Below are 15,610 nucleotides of genomic sequence, written 5' to 3'. Positions count from 1 at the left end.
CGGCTCCTTTGACGGCCCCTGCGCTTGCGCACCGGGCTGTCCAGATCGGCTGTTTTCGTGTTTCCCCCCGGCTGCGCTACCCTGCCACCTCACGGAAGGGGTCAAGCCCCAGATCGATCAGGCGACGTTCGCGCACAACGATCTCTGCCGTGGCGGTCATGCCGTAACGCAACGGATACTTGTTGTCGGACACCGCGTAGTAGTCGCGTGCCAGGCGCACACGGCCCTCGTAGACCGGCTGCTTGTCCGGCCCCGGCTTGGTGGCGGGCGAGATAAATTCCAGCGTTCCTTCTATGATCCCGTAGCGCTGGTACGGGAAGGCGCTGAACTTGAGCTTGACCGGCAGGCCTTCGCGCAGGAAGGCGCGGTCGCGCTCGGCAATGACGATCTTGACCACCGGGCGCGCATCCTTGGGCGCAATGCCCCCCAGCGGCGTGTTGGCCTGCACCTTGTCGCCGCGCTGGGTGGAGGTGACATCGGTGATCACGCCCGACACCGGCGCCAGGATCAGCAGGAAGTTGTCCTTGTCGATGTTCTCGAAGCGGATGCGCGCCGCCGCGTCTGCCACCAGGCGGGCGGTCTGCACCTGCAGGCGCAGCTTGTCCTCGGTGTTGGCAATCTCGCGCAGGGCCGCCTCGTACTGCACGCGCAGCCCGGCCAGGTCCTGGCCGCTGCTTTCAAGCTCGGAACTGGCCTGGGTGAGTTCGCGGCCCAGGCGCGCATCCAGTTCACTCAGCCGCGACTGCGCCACGCGCAGGTTGTTCTCCGCGTCCTGCGCCGCGGCGCGCTTGGTGTCAACCTGCGACTGCGAAACGCCACCACCGCCCGGCAGCGCCAGCAGGCGCGCATAACGGTCCTGCTCCTGGCGCGCGAACTCGCGCGCGCGGCGGGCGTTCTCGAGGTTGCTGCGTGCTTCCTGCAGCTGGGCGCGCTGCTGTTCGGCAAGCCGCGTGGTGCCTTCTGCAATGCGGGTCTCGTGCTGGCGCGTGGCCACGTCGATCTGCTGCTTGAGCGCCGCGGCCCGGCGTTCCATCAGCGCCTTCTTGTCCGGGAACTGCTTCCACTCGCGCTCGGAGTCTTCCAGCTTGAGCTGCGCCTCCAGTGCATTGGCCGCGGCCTCGATTGCGCCGCGCGCATTCAGGCGCGCCAGTACGTCGTCCTTGGACACCGGCTGCCCTTCGGCCACATAGAGGTCGGCGAGCTCGCCGTCCACCGGGGCATAGAAGCGCCGCACCTCGGATTCCGGCGCCAGCGTGCCCTGCGCCGTGACAATGACATCGGCATGCCCGACGAAGGACCACACCAGCCCGCACAACACCAGTGCAAAGGTCGTGACGATGGTCAGCAGTCCCAGGCGCGACGGCTCGGCACTCAACAGGCCAATGCCCTCGGCGCTGTGGTCTTCCAGCGCCTCGGAGAGTGGCTTGAGGCCGCCCTGTCGGGCATCGTTCTTCATGGCTGCCCCGCTTGCTGTGGCGCCGCGGCAGCAGCGGCTGGCTCCGGCGCCTTGCCGGTGTCTTCACCGCCGATCAGCTCCAGCTTGGTCTTGAGCACGGCGGGATCGAGCACGGTGCGCAATTCGTGCAGCGCGCGCCGCTGCTGGTCGGCCTCGGCGCGGATCTCTTCCTCGATCTTGGCGAGCTGTGCCAGGTCGGCGCTTTCCCCCGCGCGCAGTTGCGTAAAGATACGCATGCCCTGGCGCGCGTCTCCCTGCGCCTGCGACAGCAACCGGGCCTGCGCGCGGAACCTGGGCGAGATGCCGGGCTCGAGCCGCTGTTCGCTGCCGATCACGCCATTGCTGCGGTATTGCTTCCATGCGGCGACGGCGCTGCCCATCAGCTCCCGCGCGCGCCGCAGGGCGCTGTCGCGCACGCCGTTGACGTCGGCCTCGACCGCCTTGGCGAAGTGGCCGTCTTCTTCGGCATCGAGCATGGCGTAGAAGCCCAGCAGCCGGTCCTCATAGCCCTTGCTGCCGCGCGCGGACTGCAACTCGGCGTACTGCGCCGCCACCTTCTGCTTGTGCGACAGGTCGCGCGCGAGGTCGTCGGCCCAGGGTCCGCCGCTGATCTGCTTGATCCCCGCCAGCGCAGCGGCGCTGTCGCCCTGCTGCCACGCCCTGGCCGCACTGGCATACTGACGCACCATCTCCGGCGGCGGCAGGCGCGCGGCCAGGTTGTTGAACTGTGCCTGGAACGGCGGCGTGGCGAAGCGGCTGTCGGCGAGCCGCGCCACCAGCGGCCCGGGCCGGCGCGCGCGCAGTGCCTGCATCAGCGCGGTGTAGCGGTCCAGGTCTGACTGCACGCGGTCCAGCCCGGCCAGGCGCGGATACTTCTCGCGGTACTCGGCGATGACCGGCTGCAACGCCTCCGGGCGGTCGCGGCCGAGTTCGGCAGCGATGGTGGCGTTCAGCCGGTCGATCGCCGCCAGGTAGACCGAGGCATCATTCTGCAGGCGGCGCACATCACTGAGCGCATCGGCATAGAGATCGCGGAACGCCGGCACATCGGCCGCGATGCGCCCGAGTGCGCGCTGGTGCGCGGTAGTGTCCTGGTTCCAGTACGCCAGCAGTTGCCGGATCGGAGCCTCATCGGTGTAGAGGCGGATCGGCGCGTCGGCGCCGCGCTGCGCGGTGAAGCGTTCGAGCCGGCCGATCCAGTCGAGCTCGGCCACCAGCGGCCGCGCATCGGCGTTGTGCGCACTGGGCTTGCGCATCCGGGCCAGCGCGGCATCGGCGCCGCTGACATCACCGGCCTTCAGCCTGGCTGCAAAATCGGGCACGTAAGCGCGCATCAGTGCCTCGGCGCCGAGGGCCTGCACCTGGGCATCGTCGGGATGACGCGCCAGGTAATCGTCGGCGGCCTGCGCCGCGCGGGCGTGATCGCCGGCGGCAAATAGGGCCTGCACTTCGCGCTCCGCCGCACCGCGCCAGTACACGGCCGCGCCCGCCAGTATTGCGAGCAACAGCAACGCGCCACCCCATCGCGCCGCGCGCCGCGTGCGTGCGGGATCGTCCAGGCCGAACAGCCTGGCGCCCTCCGCCAGCAACAGCGCGGCACGTCCGCGCTTGCGGCGTGCCTGCGCGCCGTCGTGCGCCGCAGTGGCCGCCGCGGCCTGTGCCTCGGCCTCGGCGTTGACCTCGTCGTCCTGCTGCGCGGCGTAGTCGACGCAGAAGATGTCGAGGAAGGAATCGGCCGCACCGACAAAGGTGGTGCGGTCATCCTCGTCGCGCGCGGCCGGCGTCGGGGAAGCGGCCGGCGTGTCCGGTGCCGCGGCGACGGGCTGCAGCATCGAGCGCGTCGCGGTGGCATCGCCATCGCCCGTGCGCTGGACCTGCGCCTGGTAGACAAAGTGGTTGCCGCCGAAGGCGATCAGGTCGCCGTCGTCCAGCGGCACGCCGTGGTCTGCCAGGCGCTTGCCGTTGACGAAGGTGCCGTTGGTGCTGCCCAGGTCCTCAACGAACGGCACGCCACCCTTGAGGTACACGTGCGCGTGGCGCCTCGACAGGTAGTTGACCTGCTGAGGATAACTGTCGCGGTAGCGCGCGAAGGCATCGTCGGCCTTGCTGATCAGGTACGGGAAGCCGTCCACGTGCAGCGGCTGCAGTCCGACATCTCCGCGTTCGGGCACCAGCGTCACCGCCACCCGCGGCGGCTCGGGCTGCGGCGCGCGCGGCAACAGCCGGACCCGGAACGACAGCGCGGGCCCGAAGGCCACCTCATCGCCGTCGCTGAGCTGCGCCGGCTGGCGCGCCACCGCCGCGCCGTTCACGCGCGTGCCGTTCTTGCTGCCGAGATCCGCCACATAAACCGCGCCATGCTCGGCGAAGATGCGCGCATGCCGGCGCGACAGCGGCGCGGCCAGGTCTTCCGGGTAGGTGGCGAACGGCAGCTCGCTGCGGCCGACGGCGAACAGGTCTTCGTCAATGCGGATTTCGCCCAGCTCGGGGCGCGCGACGGGCGTCAGGAATACATCGAATTCCTGCGCCAGATCGTGAGAGAACTCCCGCGTGAATCCCTGGGCCATTTTCACCGGCATTTCCATGATCAGTGCTTCGTCAGGAGCCATGTTTCCAGCGAGCCAACAGCGCGGCTGCCGCGGCGGCAGGCCAGGGGAGTGAAGCGACTAAGAACATAGTAGGCGACGGCTAAGGCTAGTCAATCGGGCGCGGGACGCGCGGTTGGCACGGGAGCGGCACATGCAGCGGGGCAAGCGGCCAGGGCTATGGACGCGTTGCGCAACGCGTTGCTTACGCCGGTATCACATGAACACCGCCAAGGAACCTCTGGCAGCACTTATTGCGTTGGATTCGAGGCCGCGTTGCGCACATCGGTATCGGGCCAGCCGCCGCCAAGCGCCTTGTACAGGGTGACGGTGTCGGCCAGGATCTGTTGGTGGACCGCCAACAACTGCAGTTGCGCGGCCAGCAGCGAGCGCTCGGTCTCAAACACTTCCAGCTGCGAGACCACGCCCTCCTTCAGTTGCGCCTCGATCTGCGCGGACACGACGCGCAGCTGCTCAACCTGCTGCTGCAACTCGATGCGCTGCTTCTTGTGCGCGTCGACGTTGACCAGCGCGCTCTCCACCTCTTCGAACGCGGTCATCACGGTGCGACCATATTCGTTTTCCACCACGCCCACCTGCGCCTCGGTGGTCTTCACGCGCGCCCGCACGTTGGGATCGAGCATCGGCAGGTTGATGCTGGGCGCCAAGCCGAAGGTGAAGGACTTGAGCAGGGAGCTCAGCGCAAAGCTTGCGGTGCCGCCGCTCGCGGTCAGGCTGATGGTGGGCAGTTGCGCCAGGCGTGCCTGCCCGACGATGTTGTAGGCCGCCAGCACGCGGTATTCAGCGGCCACCACATCCGGACGGCGCGCCAGCAGCTGCGACGGCAGCCCGGCCGGCACCGCGGGCGGCTGCACGCGGTCCTGCAGGCGCCCTGCCGGAACCTTTAGATTGCCCGCGGGCACGCCGACCAGCGTCGCCAGCGCGTTTTCGGCGACATCGCGCGAACGGCGCAGCTCGAGCAGGTCCTTGTTGAGACGGTTGATTTCCGCCTGCTGCTGCATCACGCGGATCTTGGGCACCAGGCCGTTCTGGTACATCGCCTGAAAGGTGGACAGGATCTGCCCGTTCTTGGCGACGGTGCGCGATTGCTGCTCGATCTGCTCGTCGAACTGCAGGATCTGGAAGTAAGTGGTCGACACATTGGACACCAGCGTCAGGTAGCCGGCACGCCAGTCGGCCTCGGTCGCGTTGAACTCGGCGGTCTGCGCCTGCACGCCCTTCTCGACCTTGCCCCAGATATCGATGTCCCAGTTCAGCTGGGCGGCGGCGTTATAAATCGTAGTGGACTTCTGCCCGGTGGTCTTTTGGAAGTTCGCGCTGGCGCCGATACCGATCACGGGCAGCGCTCCCGCGCGGGCCTCGCCGATCTGCGCGTTGGCCACGCGGATGCGCGCCGCCAGCACCTTGATGTCATAGTTGCCGCCCAGTGCCTGTTCGATCAGCTTGTTCAGGTAGGGATCCTTGAAGCCGTGCCACCAGTTGGGCTGCACCGCTTCGGCCGGCGACACCGTAATCGAACCCTGGCGCGTCCATTCGGCCTTGGCCGGGGTTTCCGGGCGCTGGTACACCGGCGGCCGGAAGTCGGCGCAGCCTGCCAGCAGCGCCGTGCAGGCAGCCAGCGCGGTCAGCCAGGCAGTACGGTGCGGCGCGGCGGTCGACGTAACCCCGGGCGAGGCAATGATGGATTCGGGCACGATGGGTTCCTGCGTGCGACGGCGGCGGGCGGGATGCACTTGAGTTATCCATGGCATGCCGGGGCCGCGAAGTCTGTCTGTATTGTGGTGCGCGCGGACGCGCACACCAACCCCGATATGCATGGGGTCAGCGGGAGGTGTTGTCTATGGGGTTGGTCTCGAGCATCGGGTTGGAAAGGACAACAGCAGGGAGCGTGCCAGCTCCAGCGCCATGCCCGCGCGGATCACGGAAGTGCCTGTAAACACGGGGGTTTTTCATTGCAGCCGGCGCCGGCCGCGGATGCGCGGCGAGCTGGCGTCACGGCGTACTGGCGGGGCGCAACCAACAGATCGCGCGTCGGTGTTGGATGGCACGCGACACTTGCGGAGCCGGCGCAAAAAAAACGGCGGCACACGCGCGCCGCCGTCACCGCAAGATCCGGGTCACTTCACGTAGATCGTGATCTTCTTCGAATAGACCGGCGGGTTGGTGGGAATGTGCTTGTCATCCCCCATCAAAAGCTGCAGCGTATGCTTGCCAGGCGGCAGCTCGATCATGGTCTCGGTCTCCCCCGCCCCGAAATGCAGGTGATTGCGGTCGTTGGGGATTTCCTTGTCCATCGGCGGCAGATCCGCATCGATCAGCAGATGATGGTGCCCGGTATTGGGATACTTCACATCCTTCGGCGCCACCCCCATATTGCGCAGCCCGAACCACACCTTGAATGGCTTGCCCGCGGGCATCGTCTGCCCGTCGTTGGGCCAGCCGATATACAGGTAGGCGTTGGGCGGCGCCGGCGTCGAACCACCCTGCACCACCGCTGACAGCAGCAGGCTGGCGGCAAAGACAGCCGCGGCAAGTAGTCTGGACATGGTGCTCTCCCCTGTTTCCTGATCGACCTGGTTCGGCTTCCGCGGCGCGCGCTGCACCGCTATTTCACCGTGATCGTGATCTTCTTCGAATAGATCGGCGGCTCGAACGGCACGTGCTTGGCATCGCCCATCAGCAACTGCAGCGTATGCTTGCCGGGCGGCAACTCAATGCGCGCGTCGGTCTCGCCCGCCCCGAAGTGCAGGTGGTTCTTGTCCGAAGGGATTTCCTTGTCCAGCGGCGGCAGCTCGGTGTCGACCAGCAGGTGGTGGTGCCCGCAGCGCGGCGACTCGACGCCCTTGGGGCAGACGCCCATATTGCGCAGGCCCATGCGCACCCACAACTTGCCGCCGCTGATGACCGTGCCATCGTGCGGCCAGATGATGTAGGCCTCGGCATTGGGCGGGGCTGCCGTCGACAGCGAAAGCGACGGCGCAGCGGCCAGGGTGGCAGCCGCCAGCAGGCGGAACAGGAATCGTCTGGACATACGCGGCGCCTCCCGGAAACAGTCCGAAACCCGATCACGTTGTCCCGAAAGCCCATTCTTGTTGCTTGTTGGTCAGCGCTCGGCGATTCGTCATTCAGGTTAGGTCGCAAGCCCGGAAAAAGCGAACCCGGCGCGTCGCGGCGGCATGGCAATGCCCCGCCGGAGACACAAGCGCTGTGCTATCTTGAAGCAAGCCCGGTCGACGTCTCGGCAACACCACAATGCGCCCCCGACGCATGTGCCGGCAGCTACCGGCATGCAGCGGGATCGCTGCGGCTCCAGCGAGGTGTGAAGATGTGGCGCAATCTACCAGTCGTATGCGCGGCCGCCATGGCCGCCATGGCCGCGATACTCGCCGGCGCGCCGCTGCCTGCGCAGGCGGCCGCCGCTGCCGCAGGCCCCGCGGCCACGGAACCGCTGCTGCTCGCCGGCATCATGCCCAAGAACACCGACGAGCAGTACGAGCTGAGCTTCTGGGAATCGATCAAGAACAGCAATTACGCCGGCGACTACGAGGCCTACCTGAAGCAGTACCCCAACGGACGCTTCGCGGTGCTGGCCAGGGCGCGCCTGGAGCGGCTGGCGGCGTCCGCCTCCGCACCCAAGGCCCAGGCGCCCGCGCCCGCCCCGCCGCCCCGCTCCGGCACCTCTGCCGCGGGCCAGGTCACGCGGCCCCCAGCGCCCGCCGCGGCAGCGCGTCCGGCATCGCCGCCTGCTGCGCCACCGGCAACTGCATCGCCGCGCCCGGGCACGGCGGCGGGCGGCGCGGTCAGCCCCACATTGCGCACCGGCGAGATCCGCGATTGCCCGACCTGCCCGGTGCTGGTTTCCTTGCCGGCGGGCAGCTTCACCATGGGCAGCAGTGCCAGCGATCCCGCCGAGAAGCCCCCGCATCACGTCACCATCGGCCAGCCGTTTGCCATCGGCCGCTATGAGGTCACGGTCGAGCAATGGAATGCCTGCGCCGACGCCGGCGGCTGCCAGCGCGTCCCTACCGTCGCCGACAGCCCGAAGACCGCGCCGGTGCGTGATGTCAGCTGGGACGACGCGCAGCAGTACGTGGCCTGGCTCAGCAAGACCACCGGCAAGGCCTACCGGCTGCCCACCGAGGCGGAATGGGAATACGCAGCGCGCGGCGGCACCGCCAGTGCCTACTGGTGGGGCGACCAGATGCGCAAGGGCAATGCCAACTGCAAGGACTGCGGCGACCCGTGGAGCCAGGATGCGCCGGCCGCGGTCGGGACGTTCGCGGCCAACCCGTACGGCCTGCACGACGTCAACGGCAGCGTGTGGGAATGGGTGGCCGATTGCTGGCACAGCTCATACAAGGGCGCGCCCGCCGACGGGCGCGTGTGGAACGAGAACGCGTGCGGCGCACGCGTGATCCGCGGCGGCTCCTGGCGCGAGGGGGCGAGCTACATGGTGTCGTCGACGCGCTTCAAGTACAGCCCCAGCGTGCGGCAGTCGCAGAACGGCTTTCGCGTGGCGCGCGACATGAAGTAGCGGCTGGCGCAATTGGCAAGCGGCAATCAGCGCGCGCGCGTGGAGATCTGCACCAGGTCCGCGCTGATGCGGTCCCGCCCATAGGTGCGTGCCATCTGCGCCAGCGGCTTTTCCAGTGCCTTCAGGTAGTCCTTGTGCGACTCGACCTCTGCGCGCCGGCCATCGAACAGCGGCGCGGGCGTGGTCAGCAACACCACCAGCTCGGTGCCGAACGGCCCGGAGATGATCCAGTCGCCACCGTCGCCAACCGTGGCGCCATGGCCGGGCGGCGCCTGGTGGGCGGGCACGCGCGCGCTCGGCACCATGTGCGCCACCTTGCCGTCGGCCGCGAAGTAATCGACATAGACATAGGAGTCGCGCGCCGGCGTGCGCAGATCCAGCACCAGCGGTGACCCTTCGGTCAGCTGCGTGCCCTGGCCGCGCAGCCGCAGCGACGAAGCCGTGTCACCCTCGCGGTGGCCCGACCAGTACGGCGCGATCAGGGTGGCCACGTCGCACTTGTCGGCGGCCAGCGGCTGGGTGTCGATCGACACGCCCTTGAGCTCCTTGACGCCCGGCAACGCGCTGAGCTGCTCGCGCAGCCGCACGGCGCCGACGCTCTCGGCCAGGAAGCCGCGCACACGCAACGTCTGCGCCTGCTGGGTGGCGGTGAGCAGCGAGCACGGCACCGCAGCCAGCATCTTCGTGACGTCGGCCATCGACAGCACCGCCGGGCGGGCAGCCGGTGCGGGCGGGATGACCGGCGCTGCGGGCACAGGGGTAGCCGGGGCCTCGACGCGCGCATCGCCAGCCGGTGCTTCGGCCTGGCGCTGCGAATGCCAGGCGTAGTAGCCGATCGCCGACACGCCCGCCAGCACGGCCAGCGCGCCGCCTGCCATCAGCGGCGAGGGGCGCCGCGTGGACACCACCGGCACCGCGCTCATGCCATGCAGGAAGCGCGCGACGGTGGGCGTGCGTGTCTCGCGGTCGAGCGACAGCGCCTCGCGCAGGGTCTTCCACTGCGTGCGGCTCAACTGCGGCGGCTGCGCCGGCTTGAGCCCGGCATCGCGCGCCTGGTTGGCCGAGAGCCGCTGGTAGGGATGCTTGCCGGTCAGCAGTTCATAGGTCACGCAGGCCAGCGCAAAGATGTCGTCGCGCGGGTCGGGCTCGCAATGGTCGAACATCTCCGGGCTGGCGTAGGCTGGCGTCATGCCACCCAGCGAGCCGGGATCGAACACGGTCCGGTCGGACTCGTCGGCCGGCGGCAGGAAGCCGCGCGCGATGCCGAAGTCGATCACCTTGACCTCGCCGTTGGCGGTCAGGAAGACGTTGGCGGGCTTGAAGTCGCAGTGCACGAAGCCGCGCTCGTGCGCGTATGCCAGCGCATTGCCCATGCCGTTGATGATCGACATGGCGCGCGCCATCGGCATGCCGGTGAAGCCCGGGGCCTTGAGCACATGGTTGAGCGAAGAGCCTGACAGGTATTCCATGGTCAGGAAGACCACCGGCCCGTCGCGGTCGAAGTCATAGACGGTGACGATATTCCGGTGCGCCAGCGTCTGCGCCTTGCGCGCCTCGCGCTGCAGCGCCATCAGCGACTTGGGGTGCCCGCTGAACTGCAGGTTCAGCACCTTGATGGCGATATAGGGCTTGCGGTCCGAGGCTTCCAGCTTGCGCAGGTCGAGCGCCTTGTAGACCGTGCCCATGCCGCCCACGCCCAGGCATTCTTCCAGCACGAAGCGGCCGTTCAGCGTATCGCCCACGCCCTTGGTATGCGCCGCCTGCGGCAGCGTGCCCGGCTCGGGCGAGGTCGCATACAGCGAGCCCGTCTGCGTGCCGGCCAGGCGCGTGGCCTCGGTGGCGCCGTCGTACTGCGTGGCGCCGCGGCGCTCGATGCGCCGCATGACTTCGGCATAGACCGCGGGCGGGAACGGGAAGCGCGTGTTTTCCTCGATGACCACGCGCGCGGCCTGGCTGGGCGTGGTGGGGTCCTGCGCCAGCGCCGTTTCGAACGACGCAACAAACTCGTCGTCGGAGAGACCGCCGTTCTGGAACTTGCGGATCAGTTCTTTGAGACTGGCCACGGGATGCCCCGACATGGTTGCTGGCACGGCCCATCCCACAGTGCAGATATGCCCTGCCTTCGAGATGGATACTAGTGCGCACCCATGGCATGCGCAAACCGCGCGAGGCCGGCGTGCAACGCGGCGCGCGGGCGCTCTTTGCGAATCGCGTCACCTGTAGCGCGCCACTGTCGCGGCCGCGCCAACACCAGCACGCCGGCTGTTGCCTGCGGCCCGTCACCCGCGGCATGCGGCAGGCCTTACAGCCAGCGGGCGCGAGCCGACATCGAAAATAAATCCCCCATGCTTTCAGGCAGTTGCGCGTGCCTGGCGGGGGCCGGCAACGGCGTTGGCACATTCCCTGCGTTAGTACCTCCCGATGGGCCGGCAATTGCGCCGCCATCTGAGCGCACCGCGCGGCGGTCCGGCGGGCAAGACCGCGGACCGCCTCGCCTATACTGAAGCGGTTCCGCGGCCGCATGGCCGTGGCGCCACTTGACCGGAGACAGCCATGGCAGTGATCGTCATCAAGGATTTGCCCGACAGCATGGATCTCGACCGGCAGGCCATGACCGCCATCCTGGGCGGCGGGCGTACCGCCGGCGGCCAGGCATGGCATGGCTTGCGGCGCCAGGGCGCCGCGCGCATCGTCGACTACCCGGGCGGATTGCCGGGCAACCGCCATGTGATGCCGCAGGAGCAGCCGCTAGGGCGGCTGCCGCGCAAGACCGCTGGCAAGGATGCAGAAGACTGAACCGCAACCACAACCGCCAAATGAAAAGCCCGCCATCGCTGGCGGGCTTTGGATGCGGACGGGCCCGGACCACCTGGGTCACGCGGTCAGCAGTTCGGTCATTCTGTTCCAGGCAGGCTTCCCATGATTCCGCCCATGATGCATGAAGCGGACGCCCATCCGGACCACCCGGAGAGTCGCAGGAAGTCTGGCGCGTGGAGTCAATGACCGCAGTGCTCGCCGCGAACAGCGGCCCAATGCCGCTGCAGGAGGTCGAGCGGGAGCGTTTTCGTCCGCCCCGTGCGGGCATCCTGTGTGCTCGCGCCTCCAGTATAGGCGGGGGTTTTCGGCTTTCAACCAGCGTGGCGCGGGGCGCGTCCGGAAGGTGACGAGCGCCTGACATATCCGGTTACGTTTTCGCAGTGCAACAAAAATTCCGTACTCTGCTATAATCCGCGCCGTGAGTTTCGCAACTGTGAGATCCGCCAAACGCCCGGCTTCCTGCCGCGGCGAATCCGCTGCCCTCCCAAGCTCTGTTTCCTCGCTGCCGGACGCCTAGTCATCACTTCATGGCCCCAGCCGCCCAGCAGAACGCACCGCTCACCTGACGTCGCCTCGTCTCCGATCCTGTTGAACAGCCTGAAACCTGAGCTGTTTGCCTGCCAGGGATACGGCCGGACCGCCTAGCGGGACCAGCCACCGCCCTGCCTGCCGCCGTACTGCCAGCTGTGTCTGTCGTAACGGCCTCACCGATTGGCGCCGAAGCCTTTTTAAGACTTTGCACTGCGCCCACCCCATTTTGCTTTGCCGGGGTGCCATGCATTTATTTGACCATTCCGACATGACCCAGCACGACATTCGTGCGGAGCAAGCTATTGCCTCCGCGACCGACGCTTCGATCACTTCCGACGCTGCCCAGAGCCCGCTCGACAAGCTCGACGCCCTGCTCAACCCCAGCCCGGCAGTTGAAGAAGCCCCGGCCGTGGAAAGCGGTTTCGCCACGCTTGGCCTCGATGCGGCCATCCTGCGCGCCCTCTCCGAACTGAACTACAACACGCCCACGCCGGTGCAGGCCCAGGCCATCCCGGCCTTCCTGGCCGGCCGCGACCTGCTGGTCTCGAGCCAGACCGGCTCGGGCAAGACCGCCGCGTTCATGCTGCCCGCGATCCAGCGCATCAGCGAAATGCCGGCGCCGCAGCGCGCGACCGAGCCCGCCAAGCGCATGAAGGGCAAGCGCCCCCGCCCGTCGCCGGCGCAGCCCGCACTGCTGGTGCTGACCCCGACGCGCGAACTGGCCCTGCAGGTGACCGAGGCCGCCGCCAAGTACGGCCGCAACCTGCGCCGCATCGTCTGCGCCAGCATCCTGGGCGGCATGCCCTACCCCAAGCAGCTGGCCGCGCTGGCCAAGATGCCTGACATCCTGGTGGCCACGCCGGGCCGCCTGCTCGACCATATCGACGCCGGCCGCATCGACCTGTCGGCCCTGCAGATGCTGGTGTTCGACGAAGCCGACCGCATGCTCGACATGGGCTTTGCCGACGACATCGACGCCATCGTCAATGCCACCCCGGCCACGCGCCAGACGCTGATGTTCTCGGCCACGCTGGATGCGCGCATTGCCCAGCTGGCCTCGCGCCAGCTGCGCGACCCGCAGCGCATCGAGATCGCCGCGGCCCGCGCCGACCAGAGCCATATCGAGCAGCGCCTGCACTTCACCGACGACATGTCGCACAAGGAACGCCTGCTGGACCACCTGCTGCGCGACGCGACGCTCAAGCAAGCCATCGTCTTCACCGCGACCAAGCGCGATGCCGATTCGCTGGCCGAGCGCCTGTCCGACACCGGCTTTTCGGCCGGCGCGCTGCACGGCGACATGACCCAGGGCGCGCGCAACCGCACCCTGACCGCGCTGCGCCGCGGCAACCTGCGCGTGCTGGTGGCCACCGACGTGGCCGCGCGCGGCATCGACGTGCCCGATATCACCCACGTGGTGAACTTCGACCTGCCCAAGCAGGCCGAGGACTACGTGCACCGCATCGGCCGTACCGGCCGCGCGGGCCGCTCGGGCACCGCCATCAACCTGGTGAACCACAACGACATGTTCCAGTGGAAGCGCATCGAGCGCTTCACCAACCAGCGCATCGACGCTTCGGTGATCGAAGGCCTGGAGCCGCGCCGTTCGCCCAAGCCGCGTTCCAACTTCGGCGGCAAGCCGGGTGGCGGCCGTGGTGACTTCCGCGGCAATGGCGGCGGCTACCGTGGCGGCGAACGCAGCTTCGGCGACCGCAAGTTCGGCGGCGGCGAAAGCCGCACCGGCTTCGGCGAGCGCAAGTTCAGCGGCGAGAGCCGCGGCTTCGGCAACCGCCCGGAAGGCGCACGCCCGTTCGGTGACGACAACCGCGGCGGCTTCGGCAATCGTGAAGGCGGCTACCGTGGCCAGGGCCAGGGCGGCCAGGGCGCCGGCTACCGCGGCGCCAACGACGGTGCGCGTGGCTTCGGCAACCGCGAAGGTGGCCGCAGCTTCGGCGACGACAACCGCGGTGGTTTCGGCAACCGCGACGGCGCCGCCCCCCGCAGCTTTGGCGACAACAACCGTGGTGGCTTCGGCGACCGCACTGGCGGCGGCTATCGTGGCAACACCGGTGGCAACGGCGACGGCCGCAGCTTCGGCAACCGCGACGGCAACCGTGACGGCAATCGCAGTTTCGGCGGCAATGGCAGCGGCAACCGCAACAGCCGTTCGCGCTACGAGCGTTGACGCGGTGGTGCGCTAAGCGCACCTGCCAGGCAGAAGAAAGGGCACCCTCGGGTGCTCTTTTTTGTTGTCGCGTACAGCCCGCTACGGCGCGCAGGTGCGAAAGCCGATGAAGGACAGGTCGTCCTCCGGCAACCGCGCCCACCTTGCCCGCACATGGCGCAGCCGCGCGGGGCTGGCGAACGACACACCGCGCACCGCCTGGTGCGTGCCGAAGCGCCCCACCACCTCGCTGTCTGACGGCGCGGCGGCAAACCCGGCGTACGGCTCATAGGGCGTGGCAGTCCACTCACGCAGCGTCCCCCACTGCAGGCCGCGGTTCTGCGTCGCGGCAAGCTCCCATTCCGATTCCGCCGGCAGGCGCCGCCCCGCCCACACGCACCACGCTTGCGCCTCGTACAGCGTGACATGGCGCACCGCCTCATCCGGATTGAGCGTGCGCCGCGTTCCGAAGCGCTCCACCATCCAGGCGCGCGATTCCGGATGGCGCGACCAGTAGCGCGGCGCCGAGCGTTCCTGCGTCATCAGCCACTGGCGCCCCGCTGCCGACCACCACGCCGGGTGCTCGTAGCCGCCGTCCTCGACGAACTCGAGAAACTGCGCGTTGCTGACCGGCGCCATGTCCATTTCAAACGCGGGCACGTAGGTGGGCTGCGGCGGCAGCTCATCGGGCCAGGCAAAGCCGTCGGGATCGCTCCAGCCGAGCGTGAAGCGACCGCCCGGGAAATGCAGGGTGCCGCCATGCCCCGCAGGCTGCACCGGACCGGCGCCGATGGCCTCCGCGGGAGCCATGCCCAGCGCCTGCAACAGCGCGGCCACGCCTTCGCCCTGGGCATCCTCATGCAGCAGCGCGCGGCGGTACGGGTACAGGGTCAGGTCGCTGTCGTCGGCCAGCAGCGCAATCCGGCGCAGCACGCCGTCGAGCACGTGGCCGGCGTAGCGCTTGACCACCGCGACGTCGGGCAGCGTGACCTCCCAGCGCTCGTCGGGGCCGATGCGGTCCGGGTCGAACCACTCGTCGGCGCCGTCCAGCAGCGACGGCTCAGATGCCACCGGCACCGGCACGCCGCCGCGGTCCACCTGGCGCACGCCGCGCAGGCACCACCACTCCGCATGCCAGGCCACGTGCCCGAGCGTCCACAACGGCGGATCGGCATCGTACTGATGCGGCACGTCCCAGGCGCGGCGCGTCTGCCCGAACGGTGCCAGCCACGCCAGCGTGCGGTTGCGCGCATCGACCAGCGCCTGCGCCAGCCCTTCGCGCGGCAGCCGGCGCGGGTCGGACCAGGTCGCCTTGCCGCCGGTGAAGTAGAGATCGGGAAGCATGGGAAAGCCGCTCATCGGGAAAGTCCGTGCAGGGGAGTGAACAGTGGACAGGCAGTGACCGAAGCAGGCAACTGCTGGCCCGGCGCTCGCACGCCAGGCCGGCCGCGGTCATTATGACACTACCTGCCATCCCCGCCGGATGGCGCCCGCGCGGGCGG

The 15,610-nt window shown here is 68.6% G+C and carries 10 protein-coding genes; 3 read left to right on the top strand and 7 right to left on the bottom strand.

Features of this window, described 5'->3' with window-relative positions:
* Nucleotides 1–76: 76 nt before the first annotated feature.
* The 5 genes from AC3WRR_RS07185 to AC3WRR_RS07165 form a co-directional block, all read right to left on the bottom strand.
* On the bottom strand, nt 77–1,456 hold the full coding sequence (locus AC3WRR_RS07185; RefSeq protein ID WP_058696643.1) for a beta-barrel domain-containing protein: 1,380 nt from the start codon (nt 1,454–1,456) through the stop codon (nt 77–79).
* Nucleotides 1,453–4,065 carry an FHA domain-containing protein gene (locus AC3WRR_RS07180; RefSeq protein ID WP_058696644.1) on the bottom strand — a complete coding sequence of 871 codons (2,613 nt, stop codon included), beginning with the start codon at nt 4,063–4,065 and terminating at the stop codon, nt 1,453–1,455. The genes AC3WRR_RS07185 and AC3WRR_RS07180 overlap by 4 nt, the downstream gene beginning before the upstream one ends.
* A gap of 227 nt (nt 4,066–4,292) precedes the next feature.
* The gene (locus AC3WRR_RS07175) at nt 4,293–5,813 is read right to left on the bottom strand and encodes an efflux transporter outer membrane subunit (RefSeq protein ID WP_058696645.1); all 1,521 of its coding nucleotides are present in this window, start codon (nt 5,811–5,813) and stop codon (nt 4,293–4,295) included.
* 366 nt (nt 5,814–6,179) lie between these two features.
* A complete protein-coding gene (locus tag AC3WRR_RS07170; protein ID WP_010813600.1) occupies nt 6,180–6,608 on the bottom strand; it encodes a DUF4399 domain-containing protein in 429 nt (142 codons plus the stop codon).
* 59 nt (nt 6,609–6,667) lie between these two features.
* Entirely contained in the window at nt 6,668–7,093 is a 426-nt protein-coding gene (locus tag AC3WRR_RS07165; RefSeq protein WP_010813601.1) for a DUF4399 domain-containing protein, read from the bottom strand.
* A 294-nt stretch (nt 7,094–7,387) separates the two neighbouring features.
* On the opposite strand from AC3WRR_RS07165, the gene AC3WRR_RS07160 reads away from it, so the two are divergent.
* On the top strand, nt 7,388–8,596 hold the full coding sequence (locus AC3WRR_RS07160; RefSeq protein ID WP_058696646.1) for a formylglycine-generating enzyme family protein: 1,209 nt from the start codon (nt 7,388–7,390) through the stop codon (nt 8,594–8,596).
* Nucleotides 8,597–8,622: 26 nt separating this feature from the next.
* Here the strand turns inward: AC3WRR_RS07160 and AC3WRR_RS07155 are convergent, their stop codons facing one another.
* Entirely contained in the window at nt 8,623–10,674 is a 2,052-nt protein-coding gene (locus tag AC3WRR_RS07155) for a serine/threonine-protein kinase (RefSeq protein ID WP_454751418.1), read from the bottom strand.
* A 475-nt stretch (nt 10,675–11,149) separates the two neighbouring features.
* Here AC3WRR_RS07155 and AC3WRR_RS07150 point away from each other — a divergent pair, with 475 nt between their 5' ends.
* Nucleotides 11,150–11,392 (top strand): hypothetical protein, encoded by a 243-nt coding sequence (locus AC3WRR_RS07150; protein ID WP_439668094.1) that lies wholly within the window; start codon nt 11,150–11,152, stop codon nt 11,390–11,392.
* An 820-nt stretch (nt 11,393–12,212) separates the two neighbouring features.
* Nucleotides 12,213–14,129: a DEAD/DEAH box helicase gene (locus AC3WRR_RS07145; protein ID WP_010813605.1), complete on the top strand. Its 1,917-nt coding sequence runs from the start codon at nt 12,213–12,215 to the stop codon at nt 14,127–14,129.
* An 81-nt stretch (nt 14,130–14,210) separates the two neighbouring features.
* Here the strand turns inward: AC3WRR_RS07145 and AC3WRR_RS07140 are convergent, their stop codons facing one another.
* Nucleotides 14,211–15,467 carry an SUMF1/EgtB/PvdO family nonheme iron enzyme gene (locus tag AC3WRR_RS07140; protein ID WP_010813606.1) on the bottom strand — a complete coding sequence of 419 codons (1,257 nt, stop codon included), beginning with the start codon at nt 15,465–15,467 and terminating at the stop codon, nt 14,211–14,213.
* Nucleotides 15,468–15,610: the final 143 nt, after the last annotated feature.

The sequence above is a fragment of the Cupriavidus sp. FW305-3-2-15-C-LB2 genome (genome assembly GCF_058787575.1).
The sequence above is the reverse complement of the archived record's forward strand: the minus strand, read 5'-3'. Positions and strand labels throughout refer to the sequence as shown.

Bases quoted from the DNA above. Each gene is read 5' to 3' on its own strand.
- AC3WRR_RS07185 (WP_058696643.1), bottom strand. From the start codon at position 1,456: ATGAAGAACGATGCCCGACAGGGCGGCCTCAAGCCACTCTCCGAGGCG.
- AC3WRR_RS07180 (WP_058696644.1), bottom strand. From the start codon at position 4,065: ATGGCTCCTGACGAAGCACTGATCATGGAAATGCCGGTGAAAATGGCC.
- AC3WRR_RS07175 (WP_058696645.1), bottom strand. From the start codon at position 5,813: ATGCCATGGATAACTCAAGTGCATCCCGCCCGCCGCCGTCGCACGCAG.
- AC3WRR_RS07170 (WP_010813600.1), bottom strand. From the start codon at position 6,608: ATGTCCAGACTACTTGCCGCGGCTGTCTTTGCCGCCAGCCTGCTGCTG.
- AC3WRR_RS07165 (WP_010813601.1), bottom strand. From the start codon at position 7,093: ATGTCCAGACGATTCCTGTTCCGCCTGCTGGCGGCTGCCACCCTGGCC.
- AC3WRR_RS07160 (WP_058696646.1), top strand. From the start codon at position 7,388: ATGTGGCGCAATCTACCAGTCGTATGCGCGGCCGCCATGGCCGCCATG.
- AC3WRR_RS07155 (WP_454751418.1), bottom strand. From the start codon at position 10,674: ATGTCGGGGCATCCCGTGGCCAGTCTCAAAGAACTGATCCGCAAGTTC.
- AC3WRR_RS07150 (WP_439668094.1), top strand. From the start codon at position 11,150: ATGGCAGTGATCGTCATCAAGGATTTGCCCGACAGCATGGATCTCGAC.
- AC3WRR_RS07145 (WP_010813605.1), top strand. From the start codon at position 12,213: ATGACCCAGCACGACATTCGTGCGGAGCAAGCTATTGCCTCCGCGACC.
- AC3WRR_RS07140 (WP_010813606.1), bottom strand. From the start codon at position 15,467: ATGAGCGGCTTTCCCATGCTTCCCGATCTCTACTTCACCGGCGGCAAG.